Below are 17,750 nucleotides of genomic sequence, written 5' to 3' on the forward strand. Positions count from 1 at the left end.
GTGCACATATGCCATGTCAATCTGAACTGGAGCGGCGCATCGGAGACATGATGCCGGCTCCTTCCCCAACCCCAGGAGAGCATTATGCAAAAAAACAAAGCTTTGAAAGGACTGCTCGCCGTATCGGCCGCAGCAGCCATGTTCAGCGCCTTCGGCGTCCAGGCACAAACCACCAGCTCCACCCCAAGCACGACGCAAATGCAGAAGCAGACCGACCAGGGCAAGGCCAGCATGGGTAGCGCCGGTCACGCCGGCCATAGCGGCATGAGCGGCAGCAGCGGCAGCGGCGCCACCGGCATGTCGGATCAAACCTCGGGCCAGTCCGGCACCAGCGGCGCCACTGCATCGAGCACCGCCAAAATGAGCAAGGCCGACAGCAAGGGCATTATGGACATGGCGATGGTAAACATGGCCGAGATCGAAATGGGCAAGCTGGCGCAGAGCAAGAGCCAGAGTGCCGAGGTCAAGACCTATGCCCAGCAAATGATCGACGACCACACCAAGGGTCTGGCGGAAGTGCAGGGCGTGGCCCAGTCCAAGGGCGTCACCCTGCCGACCGAACTCGACGCCAAGCACAAGGCCATGTCGAACCGCCTGGCCAAGCTGAGCGGCGAGAAATTCGACCGCGAATACATGAAGGTCGGCGGCGTGGCCTCGCACAAGGAAGCGCATGCCCTGCTGAAAAAGAACGAAAAGGCTGCCAAGGATCCTGAGGTCAAGGCCCTCGCGACCAAGATGATGCCGGTCGTCGAGCAGCACCTGAAATCGGCCCAGCAGATGCCAATGGCCAAAGCCGGTACGACTTCGGGCAAGTAAACCCACGTAGCCCCGGTTGGATCATTCGCGCAAGTCGGTAGCCCCGCCTTGCGCGTTTTTGTTTCCTCGGCTGGGTGGAATATACTGCCATCCATGACGACGCCACGCTGCAGCTGGGCCAACATGGCCAATCCCCGCTACCTCGACTACCACGACCACGAGTGGGGCATTCCCTGTCATGACGAAAACCGCCTGTTCGAGATGCTCAACCTGGAAGGGGCGCAGGCCGGCCTGTCCTGGGAAACCATCCTCAACAAGCGCGCCAGTTACCGCGCCGCCTTCGACGATTGGGACGCGGACCGCATCGCCCGCTACGACGAGGCCAAGGTCGCCGAACTGCTGGCCAACCCCGGGATCGTGCGCAACCGCCTGAAAGTGGCGGCCGCCATCACCAATGCGCGCGCCTACCTGCAGCTGCGCGCCGAGGGGCTCACGCTCGACGCCTTTTTGTGGGACTACGTCGGCGGCGAACCGATCGTGATGGACTGGACGGACGGCGTACGGCCGACCAAAACCGCACTCTCCGACCGCATCTCGAAAGACCTGGCCAAACGGGGCTTCAAGTTCGTCGGCTCGACCATCGTGTATGCCTACATGCAGGGTATCGGCATGGTCGACGACCACGATCCCGGCTGCTTCCGCCATGCGGGAGCGAAGTGAATCCTGGACGCTTCTGGCAGGGCCGCGCGCGCTATACGGTGTTCGACACGCACTACGGCAACGGCGCCGGCGTCGCCGCCCTGATTGCAGCCTGGCGCAGCGACCCGGCGCGGCCGGCGCGCCTGCACATCCTTGCTGTTGCCGATGCGCTGGCCGATGGCCTGCTGCCCGGATTTCACCGCATCCCGCAGCAGGAGCAGGGCCTCACGCTCGACCTGCTGGCCGCGCCCCTGGAGACGGCCTTGTCCCAGCTCGCCTGCCGCATCGATTTCGCCTGCCTGCACGGGGTGGAAGGGACGGGCTTTGCGCGCGGCCTGGCGCGCCTGGCCGCCGGCGATGCGCAGCTGGCCTGCGACAGCCTGGAGCCTGAGCAGCTTGACGCCCTGGCGGCGCAGGGTTTCGTGTTCAACGAAACCAGGACAGCGGCGCACTTCGCCAGCCGCAAGCCGCGCCCCCCCTTGACTGCGACTCCCGCGCGCCAGGCCATCGTGATCGGCGCCGGGCTGGCCGGATGCGCGGCCGCCGAGCGCCTGTGCGCGCGCGGCTGGCAGGTGACGCTGGTGGACCGTCACGCCGGCGCGGCGCGCGGGGCCTCGGGCAACCTGGCCGGCATCTTCATGCCGCTGCTGTCAAAGGACGACAACATCCCGACCCGGCTCACGCGCGCGGCCTACCTGTACGCGCTGCGCTATTGGGAAACGTTGGGGGGCGTCGGCGGCGCGATCGAAGGCGCGGCCTGCGGGGTGATGCAGCTGGCGCGCGACGCCGGGCATGCGCAGGCCGCGCGCGCCATCGCCGCCGCCGGCCACTATCCGCGCGAGTTCGCCGAGTGGCTGGAGGCGCCGCAGGCGCAAGCCCTGCTTGGCCTGCCCGCGCCGGATGGCGCCTGGCTGTTCCGGCAGGGCGGCTGGGCGCGTCCCGGCAGCGTCTGCGAGGCGATGCTTGCCGCCTGCGGCGCGCGGCTGACGACCCGCTTCGGCGCCGGCAGCGTCAGCCTCGCACGTGACGATGGCGATGGCGATGGCGTCCTGTGGAAAGTGAGCGACGGCGAGGGCAGGCCGCTGGCGCGCGCGGCGACCGTGGTGCTGGCCGGCGGCGCCGGCGCGATCGGCCTGGCCCAGGCGGCGCACCTGCCGCTGGCGGCCCTGCGCGGGCAGGTCACGCACCTCGATGCGGCGACGGTCCCAAACCTGCCCTTCGTGCTCTGCCGCGAAGCCTACCTGACGCCGGCCGCCGGCGGCATCGCCTGCGCCGGCGCCACCTATGACCTCGATGCCGACCCGGCATTGCGGGAGGCGAGCCAGCGTGAAAACATCGACCGCCTGCGCGCGCTGGTCTCGGATCCGGCGGTGGGCGAGCACGCGCCGCTGGCGGGGCGCGTCGGTTTTCGCAGCGTGGCGCCCGACCGCCTGCCGCTGGTGGGCAGCCTGCCCGATGTCGACGCCGCCGGCGGCACCGAACGCCTGCGCGACCTGCCGCGCCATTCCGGCCTGCACGGCCTGCTCGGTTACGCCTCGCGCGGCCTGATCTGGGCCCCGCTGTGCGCCGAGCTGCTTGCCGCGCGCCTGGAGAATGAACCGTTGCCGCTCGAGTCGAGCCTGGTGGATGCGCTTGATCCAGCGCGCTTCGTGTTGCGTGCGAGACGCGCGGTGAGGCCGATCAGCGTATAATTAACGCAAGGCAACTTTTTCGCGCCACTGGAGGGCGCCGTCACATGGACGACACCCGACACGCGCCGGAATTGCTGATGTTCCTGGCCTCGACCGCCCACGACATGAAGAATTCGATCAGCGTCCTTTCCGGGACACTGGAGCGGCTGCTGGGCGAGGACGAGGCGCGCGGCGGCGCCCACCTGCAGATGGCCCAGATGCTGTACCAGACGCGCCGCCTGAACGACAGCCTGATGCAGTTGCTGGCCCTGTACAAGCAGGTCGGCACGCCGGCCGATCCGTTCGACGTGCAGCCGATCGAAGCGGGCGAGCTGGCCGCGCAGGTCGAGGCCCTGGGCCGGGTGCTGGTCGATGCACGCGGCATCACGCTGGATGTCGACGTCGAGCCGGGCCTGACCTGGCACCTCGACGAGGACCTGGTGGTGGGCGTGGTGTCGCACGCCGTCAACAACGCCGTCCACTACACGCGCGACCGCATCCGCCTGGCGCTGCGCCGCCATGGCGAGCTGCTGGAAATCCGCGTCGAGGACAATGGCGAGGGCTATCCGCAGGCGCTGCTCAGGATGAACGACGGCGGCCACCCCGCCGCCGGCATCGACTTCCAGACCAACAGCGCCGGCCTCGGGCTGTACTTCTCGCGCGAGGTGGCCCGCATGCACCGCCACCGCGGCCGCGAGGGCAGCGTGCGCCTGGAAAACGGCGGCGCCTTTGGCGGCGGCTGCTTCATCCTGAGTTTGCCATGAGCCTCCCCAAGCCGCAGGGCCCCAAGGCCGACCCGATCGACTGGGCCGGCAAGAACTACCTGGTCGTGGACGATTTCGTCGGCGTGCGCCAGCTGCTGCGCGAAAGCCTGCGCAGCCTGGGCGGGCGCAACATCGACCAGGCCGCCAGTGGCGGCGAAGCGGTCAACCTGCTGGCGCGCACACGCTACGACGTGGTGCTGTGCGACTTCAACCTGGGCGACGGCAAGAACGGCCAGCAGGTGCTGGAAGAAGCGCGCCTGCGCAACCTGCTGCTGCCGTCGAGCATCTGGATGATGGTGTCGGCCGAAAAAAGTGTCGAATCGGTGATGGGCGCGGCCGAGCACCAGCCCGACGCCTACCTGGTGAAGCCGATCACCGAAGGCGTGCTGCTCACGCGCCTGAACCGCGCCTGGCACCGCAAGCAGGTGTTTCGCCCGATCGACCAGGCCTATGCCGAAAAGGATTATCTGCGCGCGGCCCGCCTGTGCGACGAGCAGATCGCCGCCAATACCGTGCACGGGGCGCATTTGCTGGAGCTGCTGCGCATGAAGGCGCGCCTGATGGAGAAGAGCGGCGAGCCGGAACGGGCGCGCGAAACCTACGAGCGCGTCCTGGCCCAGCGCGAATACCAGTGGGCGCGCAGCGGACTGGCCAGGCTGCGCCTGGCCAACGGCGACTTCGAACAGGCGCGCCAGATGTTCCAGGGCGTGATCGCCGAGAACCGCTATTACATCGATGCCTACGACGGCCTGGCGCTGGCCTGGCAGGGCATGGGCAAGCTCGAAGAAGCCTGTTCGATCCTCGAGCGCGCCGCCAAACTGTCGCCCAATTCGGTGCAGCGCCAGCGCAGCCTGGGGCAGGTCTGCCTGAAACTGGGCCATGTCGGCATGGCCGAGAAGGCCTTCCGCAAATGCATCGCCATCGGCGAATACTCGGTGCTGCGCACGCCCGACGCCTACCTGGGCCTGGCGCGCGTGCACGGCCTGAAAAACGAGCCGAAGGAGGCGCAGGCGCTGCTGGCGCTGGCCCAGCGCGACTTTGGCGAGTTCTATCCCGACATCGAACTGCGCGCCAAGATCACCGAAGGGCTGGTCTACCACGAGAGCGGCGACTACCGCCGTGCGCGCAAGGCCGGCGACGAACTCGAAGCCCTGCTGGAAGCGCGCCCCGAGCGGCCCGACGTGCCGGCCTGCCTCGACATGGCCACGCTGCTGTTCGCCGTCGGCGTCAAGGACGCGCCGGTGGAGCTGCTGTGCTACGTGGCGCGCAACAACCACGACAACCCGGTGCTGCTGGAAGAGGTGCAGGCGATTTTTGAAAAGGCGCGCATGCTCGATGAAGGTATCGACCTGATCCGCGCTTCGAAAAAGGAAGCCGCCGACCTGATGAACCAGGGCGTGTTGCTGTGGAAGACAGGCAAGCTGCCGGAAGCCGTCGACTGGATGCGCGGCGCGCGCGCCAGGCTGCCGAACAACCAGCGCATCCTGTTCAACGCGGCCCAGGTGCTGGTGTCGCACATGCGCGAACAAGGGTATGAGGAGGCGCTGTCGCTCGAAGCGCACGAAGTGCTGGCGCATGTCGACCGCCTGCAGCCGGGCCAGCAGCGCTTTGCGCAGCTGATGGAGCAGCTGGCGGCGCTGGCGCCGGCTGCGGCCGGGCCGGAGGACGCACGTGACCCTGCATTACCGGAACTGGCCGCGGACATCGGCCGCGCATGACGGCGCCGGCGCCGCCGGCGTCAATCCATGCTGGCGCATCAGGTGTGCGCACAGCGTATCGATATCGTGGCCGCCGCCGGGCCGCGCCGAGGCCGTGGCGGCCGCGCACAGCGCCGCCTTGGTGATGTGGTAGCCGAGCGCGCGGTAGCTTTCGAACTGGGCCTCGTCGAACCATTGGTCGGCCGTGCTCTGGTGCGGATAGTCCGGGTTCGCCTTGCGGTAATTCAGGACGTCGGCGTTCTCGAGGCCGACGATCGCCGGCTTGATGTAGAGCAGGGTGCCGTCCAGGCCCTCGGGGTCGACATGGCTGTAGCGGATCGTCCCGACCGCGCAGCTGCCACCGCACAGGCCCGTCTCCTTGACCACGTCCATCTTTGACACGTCCACGTCGATGCTGACGTGGAGATCGGTCGCGCACTTGCGGATTGCGTTGCCGAGGTCCTCGAAGGCCATGTCCTTGTCGCTGGCGACATCGACGGCCACGATCAGCCGGCAGCGCCGCCGCACCAGTTCGTAGATGCCGAGATTTTCGAAATGGCCGCCGTCCGACAGGTAGACGTAATTGGCGTCGGCATTGGTCATGCCGAACAGTTCGGCGATCAGGCTGAACAGGCCAATGCCGGGCGAGGACTGGGTCCAGGCGGCTTTGCGCGGGTTCGGGCACCAGCGCCCCAGGCGCACGTTGAACATGGTCATCAGGAAGTTCAGCGGCGGCGACGAGTGCGTGCCCATGTTCGGACTGGCCGCCGCCCCCGACAGCGCCACCGCCATCCCCAGGCCGACCTTGCTGTCCTCGTCGCCGGTTCCGGAGCGCGACGCATAGTCGCGCGTCGGGCGATAGATGCCGCGCTGGGCGTCGCGCAGGCCACCGGCCGCGCCCTGGGGCGGCATGCGCGGCATCTCGAAGCCGCAAAAACGCGGCGTGAAGGCGAACGAGGCGGCCTTGCGGGTCTGCCAGGCCAGCTCCTCGCCGCTGACCAGGTTGAGCGAAGTGTTGACGATGTGGTAGGGGCGCTGGTCGGCGAAGTCGGTCAGTTGCGGGTCGTCGTTCGGGTCGAAGCCGGTGAACGGATGCGGTTTGCGGGCCGTGCTGCTGGCCCCGAAATAGGCCCGCACCAGGCGGTTGCGGTACAGCATGTAGAGCGAGAACTTGTTGATGTCGACGCGCCAGCCGAGCAGCAGCGCCGCGCCCAGGAAGCAGCAGAAGGCCGTCAACAGCGTGCGGCCCTCGACCGCCAGCGTGGCGTTCGCGTGCGCCGCGTAGACGCAGGGCAGGCTCGCCGGCGCCGGGCAGCGCACCACGGTATCGGCGACCACGGCTTGCACCAGGCTCGAAAGCAGCGCGAAGATGCCGACCGTGAAAAAATACGGCGCCAGGCGGGCGGCCAGTTCGCGCTTGCCGCAGTTCTTGTCGCGCGAGCCGGTGCTGCTGCCGCTGCCCGCCTTGAGGCCGATCCAGGTCATCACCAGCCAGCCGATCGCGGTGCCGGCGTTGGCGATCGGATCGTAGGTCAGCCAGGCCCAGTGCAGGAGCGGCGCGCAGAAAAAGGCGACGCCGAACATGATCAGCCAGGCCAGCGAAAAGATCGACGACCAGGCGCCTTGCCGGCTCCACCACTCGCGGCTGGCATCGCTGTACAAGCCACCGATCAGGCCGATCATCAGCGTCATCGTCACCGAAAACAGCGTCATCATGAGCGGCATGCCGAAGCTGGCCAGCGCAATGGCATTGTTCAGGATCGGATGTTTTTCGGGATTCGGCAGCAGCGCCAGGCCCACCAGCAGCAACAGCGTGCCGGCGGCCAGCGCGCCGATCGCACACAGGAAGTGGCCGGCGCCTTCGATCAGTTCGCGGCGTGACAGGTCGGGCGCCGGCCGGTGCGCCCGCATGCGCTGCTCCAGCGCCAGGCCGGCGGCATAGGCGAGCAGCGCCGCCACCGCCAAGGGGCAAATCCACCAGGCAAGCAGCCGCGCGACAGGCGCCGCCATGAAATGGGCGAGGGCGCCGGGCACGAATTCCAGCGCCGCCGCCAGCGACATCCCGGCCCCGGCAGCCGCGCCGGCGAGGCAGATCACGTAGCCGGCCTTGCGGTAGGGACTGATGCGGTCGTGCGCCAGGTACCAGCCGCTGGCCCAGACGATGAAATAGACCAGGCCCGGCACCAGCAGCCAGGCCGCGCCCCAGCCATGGAAACGCGGCGGCAGCCCGACTTGCCAGATGGCCGGCACTGCGCCGCCGTGGCGCCACAGCCCGATACTGACCAAAAATCCCGCCGCCAGCAGCGGCAGGTTGACGTAGCGCAGTACCGCGCCTTGCTCCAGGGGGAAGCGGCGTACGCCGCGCGAGTGCTGCGGCTTGCTCGAAATGCTCAGCGCGATAAAAAAGACGGCGACCAGGAACAGGATGGTGCCGGCCAGCCAGATGGCATCCGACCACTGCGCCCATGGCCCGCCCGGCTTGACGACCCGGTGCACCGCCCAGACTGCGAAGCGCGGCAGGATCAGGAGCGCGCACAGCCAGGCCACCAGCATCGCCAGGTTCAGGCAGGTGTTGCGCACATAGGTGCCGATCAGGGTCCAGGTATCGGCGCTGAAGGTGCCGCTCCTTGGCGACAGGTAATTACTGTACTGGCGCAGGAACTGGATTTCGACCGGTTCGGCGCTGACCGCCTGGCCGGCCATCCCGGGCGTCAGCAGCGCCTCGACCGCGGGCACGTCGCCGCGCCGCTCGCGGATGCATTTCGACAGCCAGCCGCCGATGAAGCCGCCGCCGGAAACGGTCGACAGGTAATCGAAGTCGCGCAGCAGGCGCGCTTCCGCCAGCGCCTGCAGTGCGCCGAGGTTGAAGGTGGCGCTGCGCACGCCGCCGCCGGACAAGGCCAGTCCGGCCAGCTGCTCGCGGTGGGCGCGCGACAGCAGGGCGGCGCTGGCGGCCGGCCGCACGTCGTCGGCCGAAGTCGCGCCGCCCGGACGCGGGCGCAGCAGGTCGAGTTCGTTCTGGAAGACTTCGCCGAAGACGCTGCCGCTGTGCTCGTTCAGGCGGCGCCAGGTGGTCGTGTCGAGCGGGCCGGTCGCCAGCAAGCCCTGGGCCTTGCGAAACGCGGCGATCGCGCTGCCGAGCTCCTCGAGCCGGTGGGCGTGCGGCGGCACCGGGCAGCCCGCGCTTTCGAGTTTGCGGCGTAGGTCGGCTACCTGCTCGGCCGTAAAAGCCGAGAAGTCGAGGCCGGAAACCCCGGTACGGGAAGAATCGATGGTGGACATGCCGTTCTCCAACAGGAAGACGGCAGCCGGGATGCCCGGGCCGTGCTGTCAAGTTCAGAACGAGTTCAGCACGACCAGGCAAGACGTGATGCCCGTCAAATCAAATGACGGGCGGAACAGGTCGATTATCTTGCCAAATCGATCAGGATTTGTCGGATTTCTGACGCGCCGGCTTGGGCGAAGCCGTGCCCGGAGTACCGCCGACGTCGCCGCCGGATGTGGCGCGCGGCGCGCTGCCGGCCCCGTCATCCGGTGCCGCGGAAGCGGAAGAGGACGTGGCAGGGCTGGCGGCGGCGCCCTGCGCGGGCGCGCCATCGGCCGGGACGGCGCTCGCTACTGCCTGGCGAAACTGGTCCTGCAACAGGTTCCACCAGGCCACGGCCGGGGCCATCGACGCATCGAAGGCACCGTCGGCGCCAGGCTGGGCTGCACCGGGAGAGGCTGCTTGCGGCGTAACCGAGGAGGCGCTTGCGGTGCCGGCCTGCGGGGTGCCGGCCGCCGTGAAGAAGGAGGCGAAGGGCGGCAGCGAGGCGGTCTGGTCGCCAGCCTTGCCCATGGCCTGGGTCATGCTTTCGGTCATCGATTTCAGGGCGGCCAGGGTGCCGCGCTGCACTTCCAGCGCCTGGATCGAGGTGCGCAGCATCGTCAGGTTCAGGTTGAGCCAGCTTTCGACGGCTTTCAGGTCGGTGATGCGCTTGTCGAGATCTTCGGTCGACATCTGGGGTGCGCCGAGTCCGGGCATGCCGACGCCGGGCACGCCCATGCCGCCCCACAAATTCTTCACGAACTCGAGCGTATCCGTCATGCCGGGCATGGTCTGCGCGGGAGGTTTGAGCATGTTTGGTCTCCGTTAGTTGGAGTTCTAGCGTAGCAGATAAATAACAAGCGTACAAAGGCGGCGCGGCCCGGCGCGGTACTGCCGTACAGCAAGCACCGACGTGGGCAGGTACACTAGGACATGGGTCTTTTTTCCGCCATCCGAAACCAGCGCCGCGCCGTGGTGCTGGGCACGCTGATCGTCCTGTTGCACCTCGCGCTGTTTTCCCTGGTCGGAAGCAGCGTTGCCTTGCCGCGCCTGCCTGGCGCTCTGGCTGACACGCGTTTCGTCCAGGCCGAGCTGCTATCGGCGCCCGCGCCGGAGCTGGCGCCGCCCCAGCCCATCCCGGCGCCCGCGCCCTTGCCGCCGCCGCCCTTGCCCGCGTTTGCGCCCGCGCCGGTGCCGGAACCGGCGCCGGTGCTGGCCGAAGACGCCGTCGGTCCCGAGGCCGATCCGGGCAGCGGGGGCGGCGATGAGGACATGGGCGACATGACGGTCCTGCGCGACGCCACGGCTATCCTGTCGGGCAAGGCCGTGCCCCAGCCGGCGCCCGCGGCGACCCCGGAGCCGGCCCCGGAGCCGGCGCCGCCGCAGCCCGAGCAGCGCCAGTACAAGGTCAGCCTGCCGCCGCCGGGCGCGATGACGATGGATGTCGCCCGGGTCGATGCCGACGGCACGCGCTGGAGCGGCGAAGCGCAGTTGTCGTGGCAGCAGACGGGCGACAGCTACCGGATCGACTTCGAAGCCGGCATCCGCGTCGTCTTCACCCGCGTCAACCTGGCCGTGCTCACCAGCGAAGGCCGGGTCGCCGGCACCGGCTTCGCGCCCGTGAAAATGACGGAAAAGCGCCGCGGCCGCGCCTTGACGGCGACCCATTTCGACAGCGATAACAAACAAATTACCTTCTCCGCCTCGCAAAAGAAGGTCGCGCTGCTGGCGGGCGCCCAGGACAAGGCCAGCGTGCCGCTGCAGCTGACAGCGATTGCGCGGGGCGACCCGGCCCAGCTGACCGGCGAGATCGACATCCAGGTCGGCGACGAGCGCGACGCCACCGTCTACCGTTTCGTGGTGGTGGGGCAGGAAGAGATCGACACGAAACTGGGCAAGCTGCAGGCCGTGCACCTGTCGCGCCCGCCGAAAGAGGGTTCCTACCGCACACGGCTCGATATCTGGCTGGCGCCGGCGCGCGGTTGGTATCCGGTCCAGCTTCGTACGACGGAAGCCAACGGTGCGGTGACCACCCAAACCGTGAATAATATAGCCCTTACCGCGACAGGAAAATGATATGCGAAGCAAGTTCATCGAGACCGCCATCCTGGCCGCCCTGCTTGGCCACGGCGTGGCCGCCCAGGCCGCCGCGCCGGCAAAACCCGCGGTCGCGCTGCCGCCCTCGGCCGACCTGGCCTACGGCCTGGCCACCGAGCAGCGCGGCTTCGGCCTGAAGGGCGAGGCGAGCATCGCCTGGCGCGCTGGCGACGGCACATACGAGCTCAGCGTCGAAGCGCGCGTGCCGCTGATCGGCAAGCTCACCGAATACCGCAGCCAGGGCGCGGTCGACGGCATTGGGCTGGCCCCGGCCGAATTCTACGAAAAGCGCTACCGCAAGGATCCCACCACGACCGTCTTCGACCACAAGGCCAAAACGGTGACCCTGCCCGAGGCCGAGGCGCCGGTGGCGCTCAAGGGCGGCGAGCAGGACCGCGCCTCGGTGACCTGGCAGCTGGCCTCCGTCGCCAGGGCGGCAGGGGAAGCCCGCTTCAAACCGGGCAGCGAATGGCGTTTCCTGGTCGCCGGCCGGCGCGACGTCGAGCCCTGGACCTTCAAGGTAATCAAGCGCGAAAAGATCCAGACCGGCGTGGGCCAGCTCGATACCCTGCTCGTGAGCCGCGAGCCGCGTGCAGGCGGCAAGAACGAGGGCGTCGACATCTGGCTCGCGCCCGGCCAGGAATGGTATCCGGTCAAGCTGCGTTTCCGGGACGGCGAGCGCGACACGATCGAGCAGACCGTGACGCGCATCACGCGCAAATAAGCGTTGGCGGGGATACCCTTTCCCCTCCTAGTTGCCCACGCTTAACTGTTATACTTGTCGCCCCGCGGAAAAGCAGGGCTGGCAACAAGCTCTCACATTCCGCGCTCGCAAACTGGTATCCCACATGATCGACATACAGGCAGGCGCGGCCCTCGCCGCCGAACCCCATGGCATGGCCCTCGAGGACGATCCGCTCGCCGCGCATTTCCAGCACGGCGTCGCGCCCGACGAAATCGAGCAGGTCTTCCACCTCAAGCGTGCGCAGCCGATGCTGTCCGCGTTCACGGCCCTGTTCCACGGCGGCCAGGACGGCGTGCTGGTGCGCCTGCTGGTGCTGCGCGAACTGGCCGCCGACACCGCCAGTTCGGCCTTCTCGCGCGCCGACATCAACACCAAACTCGCCTACCTGATTCCGGAGAGCCTGGAAACGGTGCTCAACCGCCTGCGCACGCACGGCCTGCTGGCCTGGGACGCGCCGGGCGCCGTCTACCGCATCACGCCGCTGGCGCGCAACGTCCTGTCCGCCCTCGACGCCTTGCTCGCGCTCGGCAAGCCCGAGGACGACGACGCCGAGATGGGCTACCTGCTGTCGCAGGTGGCCGGCGCCCAGGCGGTCGGCGGCATCACCGTCGAACAGCTGCGCCACCTGCTGGGGCGCCTGGTCGAGTTGACCGAAGAGTTCCGCGATGCGATCGCCTCGGGTTCCGAATTCAAGCTGCGCACCTCGCAGGCGAAGTGGCACATGGCCTGCGACTGGGTCGAAAAGGGTTCCGTGATCCTGCGCGCGATCACCGCCGACGAACGCGCCGACGCCGCCACCCACAAGGCGGCGCAGGCGATCGGCAGGGCGCAGAGCGCCTTGCTGAATATGCAGGGCATGTTCTCCAGAGCCTTGAATCAAATCGAGCGCCAGCGCGTGCACCTGGGCCAGTCCGGCCTGTCCACCACCGACGTGAAACGCTGGCTGCTGGCGCACGAGGACCTGGCCAGCCTGGCCGAAAACGCGATCGACCGTCCGGTGGTGCCGCTGTTCGGCACGCCGGCCGAGATGATCGACGTCGCCGAAACCGAATTGCTGGCCGAGCGCACGGTCGTCGTCCCGCGCGGCCTGCCGTCCGGTACTGACGCGCCGCTCACCATCAACGACAACCCGGCGATGCAGGCCGAACTGAACGACTGGATCAACAAGCTGGCCGACTTCGCCAACCTCGGCAACTTCCCCGAGTTTTCCGAGACCGGTCCCAAGAAAGTGCAGCTGCTCGAGTCGCTGCTGCCGGCGGGATTTGCCCTGGCCTCCTACCGCGCCTCGCTGCTGCCGCTGCTGGGCGACGCCGCCGAAGCGAGCCTGCAGGGCGCGACGGCCGAACTGGCGCGCCTGCCGATCCGCTTCGAACCGACCGATGAAATGGTCCAGCTTGACGACCCGGAAGTGGCCGCCATGTCGTTTGCCACCCTCTCACTGAATCCAGAAAGCACCCCGGATAATGAATGACGACGCACAAATCCTGATCGCCCGCCTGCTGACGCACCAGACGCTGCGCCGCGACGACAAGCTGGTCAAGCGCGCGCTGTCGGACGAGCAGTTCCGCATCGAAGTCGACAAGCGGCTGCTGGAATGCGGCATGAAACTGCTCGATAACGTGTATGCCGACCACGTGACGATCGCCCTGCACCGCAATGTCGAGCCGAAGATTTTCGGCGCCAAGGACATCTGGCAAAACAATAATTTCGGCCTGACGCGCGACGGCGTGGCCCTGCTGGTGGTGCTGTGGGCGCAGATCATCCTGCCGAAGCGCGAGCGCCAGGAAACCCATGTCACGGTGAACGACGACCAGAACGACCTGTTCGACAAGGACAGCCCGATCCCGCGCGCCGAGGATACCTCGATCGGCATCTCCTACACGGCGCTGCTGTCGGACTTCGGCGACAAGCTGGGCAAGAAGACGCGCATGGATATGAACCTCGGCGTGCTCTCCAAGCTCGGCTTCATCGAACGGCGCGGCGACGTGATCCTGGAAGGCCCGCTGCTCGACCTGATGATGGACACCGACGTGCTCAAGGAACGCATCATCAACGGCGCCCTGACCGACGTGTTCAAGCGCGCACCGCTGGCAGCCGCGCCGCGCCGCGCGGCGGCCTCCAGCGACGCCGCGAACGACGCCGACACCGTCGAGCCTTTAGACACCCCGAATTGAGACAGCATGTTCCACATTAAATCACTCGAACTGGTCCACTGGGATTACTGGCAGCGGATCAAGAACATCCCGCTCGACGCCAAGATCATCACCATCGCCGGCCAGAACGGCTCCGGCAAGACGACCCTGCTCGACGCGCTGCGCACCCTGTTCGGCCTCGATTGCTCGATGGGCCGCACCTATAAACACTATGCGCGCCACTCCGGCCAGCAAAGCGCCTGGATCCGCGCCGTGGTCGATAACAAGCCGGTCGGGCGCCAGCTGTCGAACCGGCCGTTCCGCCAGTCGGGTTTCTTCAGCGACGACGAAGTCACGCTGTTTTGCCAGGTGCAGAAGAACGGCGGCGACTGGAAGCGCCAGTACCTGATGCGCCCCGGGAATGTCGACATCGAGGAAGTGACGGAAGCGACCGACTGGATGGGCGTCGAGAACTACCGCAAACGCCTGAGCGCGGCCGGCTTGTCGCCGGCGATGTCGAAAGTGCTGGCGCTCGAGCAGGGCGAGACCGATAAATTGTGCGAATACGCGCCGCGCCAGCTGCTGGACCTGGTGTTCCAGGTCTTCGGCGACAAGGAAGTGCTGGATGCCTACGACGAAGCCAAGCGCCACCAGCGCGACACCGAAACGGAACTCAAGCGTTTCGAGGCCGAACTGGAAACTTCGCGCATCAACCTCGAAGGCCTGCGTCTGCGCGTGGCCAACTTCCACCAGTGGGAAGACCTGCACAAGGAGCGGCGCGACCTGAAGGAAGAAGTGCTGCCGAGCCTGGAGTACCACGAAGCGCGCGAAAAGGCCGGCGCCATCAGCCGCACGCTGCACGAGCAGAGGAAACCCCTGGCCCAGGTCGACGCCATCCTGCTGGAAAAACGCCAGGCGCTGGCCGCCCAGCAGCGCGCATTGAGCGAGGCCCAGCAGCAGGAAACCCTGCTCGAGCAGGAAGGCACGGCCCTGGCCAGCCGCCTGACGCAACTCAATGGCCGCATCAAGCCGATCGAGAACCTGCTCGAACAGAAGGAACGCCTGCAAAAGCTGGCGGCGGAAGCCGGCGCCGACCTGGCCGAAGTGGCGGCGCAGCTGGAAGAGAAGGAAGCGGAGCTGGCGCGCCAGCGCGCCGCGCGCGAATCGATCGCCGCCAAAATCGCCGGCGAAATGGCCACCATCTCGGCCTTGCAGGGCAAGAGCGCGATGCCGGAACCGGAAGCCCAGCGCCAGATGCGGCGCGCCCTGCGCGACGAAGGCATCGCACACGCGATGCTGTCGGATATCGTCGAAGTGACGGACCCGAAATGGCAGGGAGCAGTGGAAGGTGTGCTCGGCGGTTACGCCTCGGTGGTGCTGCTCGAACGTGCGAAAGATGCGCCGGCGGCCTACCGCCTGGCGGAGAAGGAACGCTACCGCCATTTCATCGTCCCCGACTGCATCGAGGCGCCAAAAAAGAAGGACGCCAGCCTGCTGTCGGTGGTGAATTTCTCGGCGCCGGCCCCCGGCTGGCTGATCGACCAGCTGGCGCGCATCGACCGCGTCGAATCGGTCGACGCCGGTTTCAAGTCGAGCACCGAAGAATGGATCACGCCCGACGCCTACCACCGCGAACGCCGCGGCGGGCGCTCCCTGTTCGTGGAGCCCTCGCGTTATCGGTTCGGCGCCGCCGGCAAGACCCAGCGCCTGGAAGCGATCCAGAAGTCCTTGCCAGGCCTGGAGGCAAAAGAAGACGCGCTCACGCTGGCGATCAGCAAGCTGGCCGCCGAAGTGGGCGGCTTGAAGGCGCGCATCGCCGGCGTCGACGCCGCCAAGGAACTGGCCGCGCGCCAGGCCGAGTTCGAGGAAGCGGCGCGTTCCATCGCTCCGATCAAGACCGAACGCCTGGAAGTGGGCGCGCGCCTGGGCGAACTGCAAACCCTGACCAAGAACGCGACCGTGGCGCGCACCCGTGCCGACACCGTCTGGCAGAACGCCCGCATGGCGCTGTCGGAAGCGGAAGCGGGCTTGCGCCTGAACAGCCGGCGCCAGATCGAGCAGCGCGCCGAACACGCCAAGGCGCTGCTGGCCCTGCGCCGCGGCTGGCGCAGCATCCCGCAGAGTTGGCGCCGCCCAGCGCGCCGCGCCGCCCTGGTCGCGCAGCACCAGAACGCGCACCAGGTCAACTTGCGTGTGTCGACGCTGGAACACGCGCTGGCCCGGGACGACTGGGAACTCGACGCCACCGTGATCGACCAGTACGCGCGCCTGAACGACCAGTTGCAGGGACGCCAGGTCGAGACCGAGGAACGCCGCTACCAGAACAACCGCGCGATCGAAGCGACCGGCAATGCCAGGGGCGCCTATATCGAGCGCCTGCGCTACACGATCAAGGCCTATTCGAAGAACATCAAGGAACTCGGTTCGCTGGCCGGCATCGACGTCCAGGCCGACCCGGTGCGCCTCGAGAACGACGACGTGCAACTGGCGCAAGCGGGCCTGCACGTGCGCTTCAAATTCGACGGCAAGGACCAGATCGGGATGAACGACGGCGAAGCCTCCGGCGGCCAGCAGGTGATGAAGTCGCTGGTGCTCCTGATCGGCCTGTTGAAGTCGGAAGAAGGTTCCGGCGGCTTCGTCTTCATCGACGAGCCCTTCGCCCACCTCGACATCCGCAACATCCAGCTGGTCGGCGAGTTCCTGAAAAACACCGACGCCCAGTACCTGATGACGACGCCGCTGACGCACAACACCGACGTCTACGACCCGTCCGAACTGACGCTCATCACGAGCAAGAAGAAGAAGGATGCCCAGTGGGCGCAGCCGATTTTCGTGCTGCAGCGAAGGAAGGAAGCCGCGTGATAAGTGAAGGGGCCCGCTGGGCCCCTTTTACGTAGGGCGGGCGGCTTCGCCGCTCACGCGTTCAACCAGCGCAAGCGCAATCGAGCAGGCCGTTCGAACGTGATTTGAACGCGTGAGCGGCATACCGCGGGGCCGCCTAGGCCCACCCTACGTCCCTCCGTTCGAATCATATGCGTGATCGAAATCCGATCAAACCTTGTCGAGCACTTGGCGCAGCTTGCGCCGCCACAGCAGCAAGCCAACCGAGTAGGCCGCGAAATACCCGGCCGTGAGGCCCACGCACAGCATGGTCAGGGGGCTTTCGCTCAAGCGGGGCGCCGGCTGGCCGCTGCCCTGGTTGGCGTAGATCTCGAAGCCGATGTAGAGCAGGCGCGCGACCAGGATCATCGCGATGACGATCCCGAGGCGCATCGGCGGCGTGAAGAAATAACCGCCTTGGGTATCTTCGTAGACGGTGCGGCGCAGGCCGAACACGCCCCAGAAAATACCGAGCGCGCTGCCGGCGGCCAGCGCACCGAGTTCCATCGGCCGCGCCAGGGTGGCCGACAGCGACACCAGGATCATCCCGCCAAACACCAGCACGCCCGTGTAGTGGCGCGACACGATCGAGCGCTGGCGCGCCATCTGGGTTTTCAGGCGGGTGTAGATGCGCCAGACCAGGATGGGCGTCAGGGCGAGCAGGGCGAGGGTGGTGATGTTCATGCGGTTTCTGGTGCCAAGGTTGAGCCGAAGGCGCATTGTAATCGAGCGCTTGGCGCTGTGCCGGCCATGATAAGGTGTTAACTCACCAGAATCAGGAGAGCCGCAACATGATCCCCATTTCGCCCGTGCCGCTGCGCTTTCACCGCGCGCCGGACCCCGTCCCGATGGAAGAGCCGATGCCCGACCCTTTCGACACGCCGCATCCGCACCACACCCCCGTCCATACCCCACACGACGACGATCCGGTCCCGGATCCGAAGCCAAGCCTGCATTAAAAACGATCCGACTCCGGAGTAAAAATAATCCGGAATCGGATCGA

14 protein-coding genes are annotated in these 17,750 nt (G+C 67.3%); 11 read left to right on the top strand and 3 right to left on the bottom strand.

What is annotated here, in order from left to right; translation table 11 throughout:
• Positions 1 to 84 precede the first annotated feature (84 nt).
• The 5 genes from AC56KZ_RS17495 (at position 85) to AC56KZ_RS17515 (ending at position 5,607) form a co-directional block, all read left to right on the top strand.
• Positions 85 to 816, top strand: coding sequence for a DUF4142 domain-containing protein (locus tag AC56KZ_RS17495; protein WP_497163464.1), 732 nt, complete (start codon positions 85 to 87; stop codon positions 814 to 816).
• Positions 817 to 909: 93 nt separating this feature from the next.
• Positions 910 to 1,476 carry a DNA-3-methyladenine glycosylase I gene (locus AC56KZ_RS17500; protein ID WP_497163465.1) on the top strand — a complete coding sequence of 189 codons (567 nt, stop codon included), beginning with the start codon at positions 910 to 912 and terminating at the stop codon, positions 1,474 to 1,476.
• Positions 1,473 to 3,146: an FAD-dependent 5-carboxymethylaminomethyl-2-thiouridine(34) oxidoreductase MnmC1 gene (mnmC1, locus tag AC56KZ_RS17505; RefSeq protein WP_497163466.1), complete on the top strand. Its 1,674-nt coding sequence runs from the start codon at positions 1,473 to 1,475 to the stop codon at positions 3,144 to 3,146. The genes AC56KZ_RS17500 and mnmC1 overlap by 4 nt, the downstream gene beginning before the upstream one ends.
• Positions 3,147 to 3,190: 44 nt before the next feature.
• Positions 3,191 to 3,889, top strand: coding sequence for a sensor histidine kinase (locus tag AC56KZ_RS17510; protein WP_497163467.1), 699 nt, complete (start codon positions 3,191 to 3,193; stop codon positions 3,887 to 3,889).
• Complete coding sequence (locus AC56KZ_RS17515; protein WP_497163468.1) at positions 3,886 to 5,607, top strand: tetratricopeptide repeat protein; 1,722 nt, start codon at positions 3,886 to 3,888, stop codon at positions 5,605 to 5,607. Before AC56KZ_RS17510 ends, AC56KZ_RS17515 begins: the two co-directional genes overlap by 4 nt.
• Here AC56KZ_RS17515 and AC56KZ_RS17520 read toward each other — a convergent pair.
• Together AC56KZ_RS17520 and AC56KZ_RS17525 are read right to left on the bottom strand one after the other, a co-directional pair.
• Positions 5,572 to 8,868: a patatin-like phospholipase family protein gene (locus tag AC56KZ_RS17520; RefSeq protein ID WP_497163469.1), complete on the bottom strand. Its 3,297-nt coding sequence runs from the start codon at positions 8,866 to 8,868 to the stop codon at positions 5,572 to 5,574. The genes AC56KZ_RS17515 and AC56KZ_RS17520 overlap by 36 nt on opposite strands.
• Positions 8,869 to 9,010: 142 nt before the next feature.
• Positions 9,011 to 9,706: a PhaM family polyhydroxyalkanoate granule multifunctional regulatory protein gene (locus AC56KZ_RS17525; protein ID WP_497163470.1), complete on the bottom strand. Its 696-nt coding sequence runs from the start codon at positions 9,704 to 9,706 to the stop codon at positions 9,011 to 9,013.
• Between the two features lie 120 nt (positions 9,707 to 9,826).
• Here AC56KZ_RS17525 and AC56KZ_RS17530 point away from each other — a divergent pair, with 120 nt between their 5' ends.
• From AC56KZ_RS17530 to AC56KZ_RS17550, 5 genes are all read left to right on the top strand, one after another.
• Positions 9,827 to 10,969, top strand: coding sequence for a DUF3108 domain-containing protein (locus tag AC56KZ_RS17530; RefSeq protein ID WP_497163471.1), 1,143 nt, complete (start codon positions 9,827 to 9,829; stop codon positions 10,967 to 10,969).
• A 1-nt stretch (position 10,970) separates the two neighbouring features.
• Positions 10,971 to 11,714, top strand: coding sequence for a DUF3108 domain-containing protein (locus tag AC56KZ_RS17535; protein ID WP_497163472.1), 744 nt, complete (start codon positions 10,971 to 10,973; stop codon positions 11,712 to 11,714).
• Positions 11,715 to 11,838: 124 nt separating this feature from the next.
• Positions 11,839 to 13,206 carry a hypothetical protein gene (locus AC56KZ_RS17540; RefSeq protein WP_497163473.1) on the top strand — a complete coding sequence of 456 codons (1,368 nt, stop codon included), beginning with the start codon at positions 11,839 to 11,841 and terminating at the stop codon, positions 13,204 to 13,206.
• Positions 13,199 to 13,909 (top strand): hypothetical protein, encoded by a 711-nt coding sequence (locus AC56KZ_RS17545; RefSeq protein ID WP_497163474.1) that lies wholly within the window; start codon positions 13,199 to 13,201, stop codon positions 13,907 to 13,909. Before AC56KZ_RS17540 ends, AC56KZ_RS17545 begins: the two co-directional genes overlap by 8 nt.
• 6 nt (positions 13,910 to 13,915) lie before the next feature.
• A complete protein-coding gene (locus AC56KZ_RS17550) occupies positions 13,916 to 16,729 on the top strand; it encodes an ATP-binding protein (RefSeq protein ID WP_497163475.1) in 2,814 nt (937 codons plus the stop codon).
• A gap of 189 nt (positions 16,730 to 16,918) precedes the next feature.
• Here the strand turns inward: AC56KZ_RS17550 and AC56KZ_RS17555 are convergent, their stop codons facing one another.
• Positions 16,919 to 17,431, bottom strand: coding sequence for a CcdC protein domain-containing protein (locus AC56KZ_RS17555; RefSeq protein ID WP_497163476.1), 513 nt, complete (start codon positions 17,429 to 17,431; stop codon positions 16,919 to 16,921).
• 107 nt (positions 17,432 to 17,538) lie between these two features.
• Between AC56KZ_RS17555 and AC56KZ_RS17560 the strand changes: the two genes are divergently transcribed.
• Complete coding sequence (locus tag AC56KZ_RS17560; protein ID WP_497163477.1) at positions 17,539 to 17,706, top strand: hypothetical protein; 168 nt, start codon at positions 17,539 to 17,541, stop codon at positions 17,704 to 17,706.
• Positions 17,707 to 17,750: the final 44 nt, after the last annotated feature.

The organism is Telluria sp. LT2P34, from assembly GCF_059685915.1.

Bases quoted from the DNA above. Each gene is read 5' to 3' on its own strand.
- AC56KZ_RS17500 (WP_497163465.1), top strand. From the start codon at position 910: ATGACGACGCCACGCTGCAGCTGGGCCAACATGGCCAATCCCCGCTAC.
- AC56KZ_RS17550 (WP_497163475.1), top strand. From the start codon at position 13,916: ATGTTCCACATTAAATCACTCGAACTGGTCCACTGGGATTACTGGCAG.
- AC56KZ_RS17540 (WP_497163473.1), top strand. From the start codon at position 11,839: ATGATCGACATACAGGCAGGCGCGGCCCTCGCCGCCGAACCCCATGGC.
- AC56KZ_RS17520 (WP_497163469.1), bottom strand. From the start codon at position 8,868: ATGTCCACCATCGATTCTTCCCGTACCGGGGTTTCCGGCCTCGACTTC.
- AC56KZ_RS17545 (WP_497163474.1), top strand. From the start codon at position 13,199: ATGAATGACGACGCACAAATCCTGATCGCCCGCCTGCTGACGCACCAG.
- AC56KZ_RS17510 (WP_497163467.1), top strand. From the start codon at position 3,191: ATGGACGACACCCGACACGCGCCGGAATTGCTGATGTTCCTGGCCTCG.
- AC56KZ_RS17525 (WP_497163470.1), bottom strand. From the start codon at position 9,706: ATGCTCAAACCTCCCGCGCAGACCATGCCCGGCATGACGGATACGCTC.
- AC56KZ_RS17555 (WP_497163476.1), bottom strand. From the start codon at position 17,431: ATGAACATCACCACCCTCGCCCTGCTCGCCCTGACGCCCATCCTGGTC.
- AC56KZ_RS17560 (WP_497163477.1), top strand. From the start codon at position 17,539: ATGATCCCCATTTCGCCCGTGCCGCTGCGCTTTCACCGCGCGCCGGAC.
- AC56KZ_RS17515 (WP_497163468.1), top strand. From the start codon at position 3,886: ATGAGCCTCCCCAAGCCGCAGGGCCCCAAGGCCGACCCGATCGACTGG.
- AC56KZ_RS17535 (WP_497163472.1), top strand. From the start codon at position 10,971: ATGCGAAGCAAGTTCATCGAGACCGCCATCCTGGCCGCCCTGCTTGGC.
- AC56KZ_RS17530 (WP_497163471.1), top strand. From the start codon at position 9,827: ATGGGTCTTTTTTCCGCCATCCGAAACCAGCGCCGCGCCGTGGTGCTG.
- AC56KZ_RS17495 (WP_497163464.1), top strand. From the start codon at position 85: ATGCAAAAAAACAAAGCTTTGAAAGGACTGCTCGCCGTATCGGCCGCA.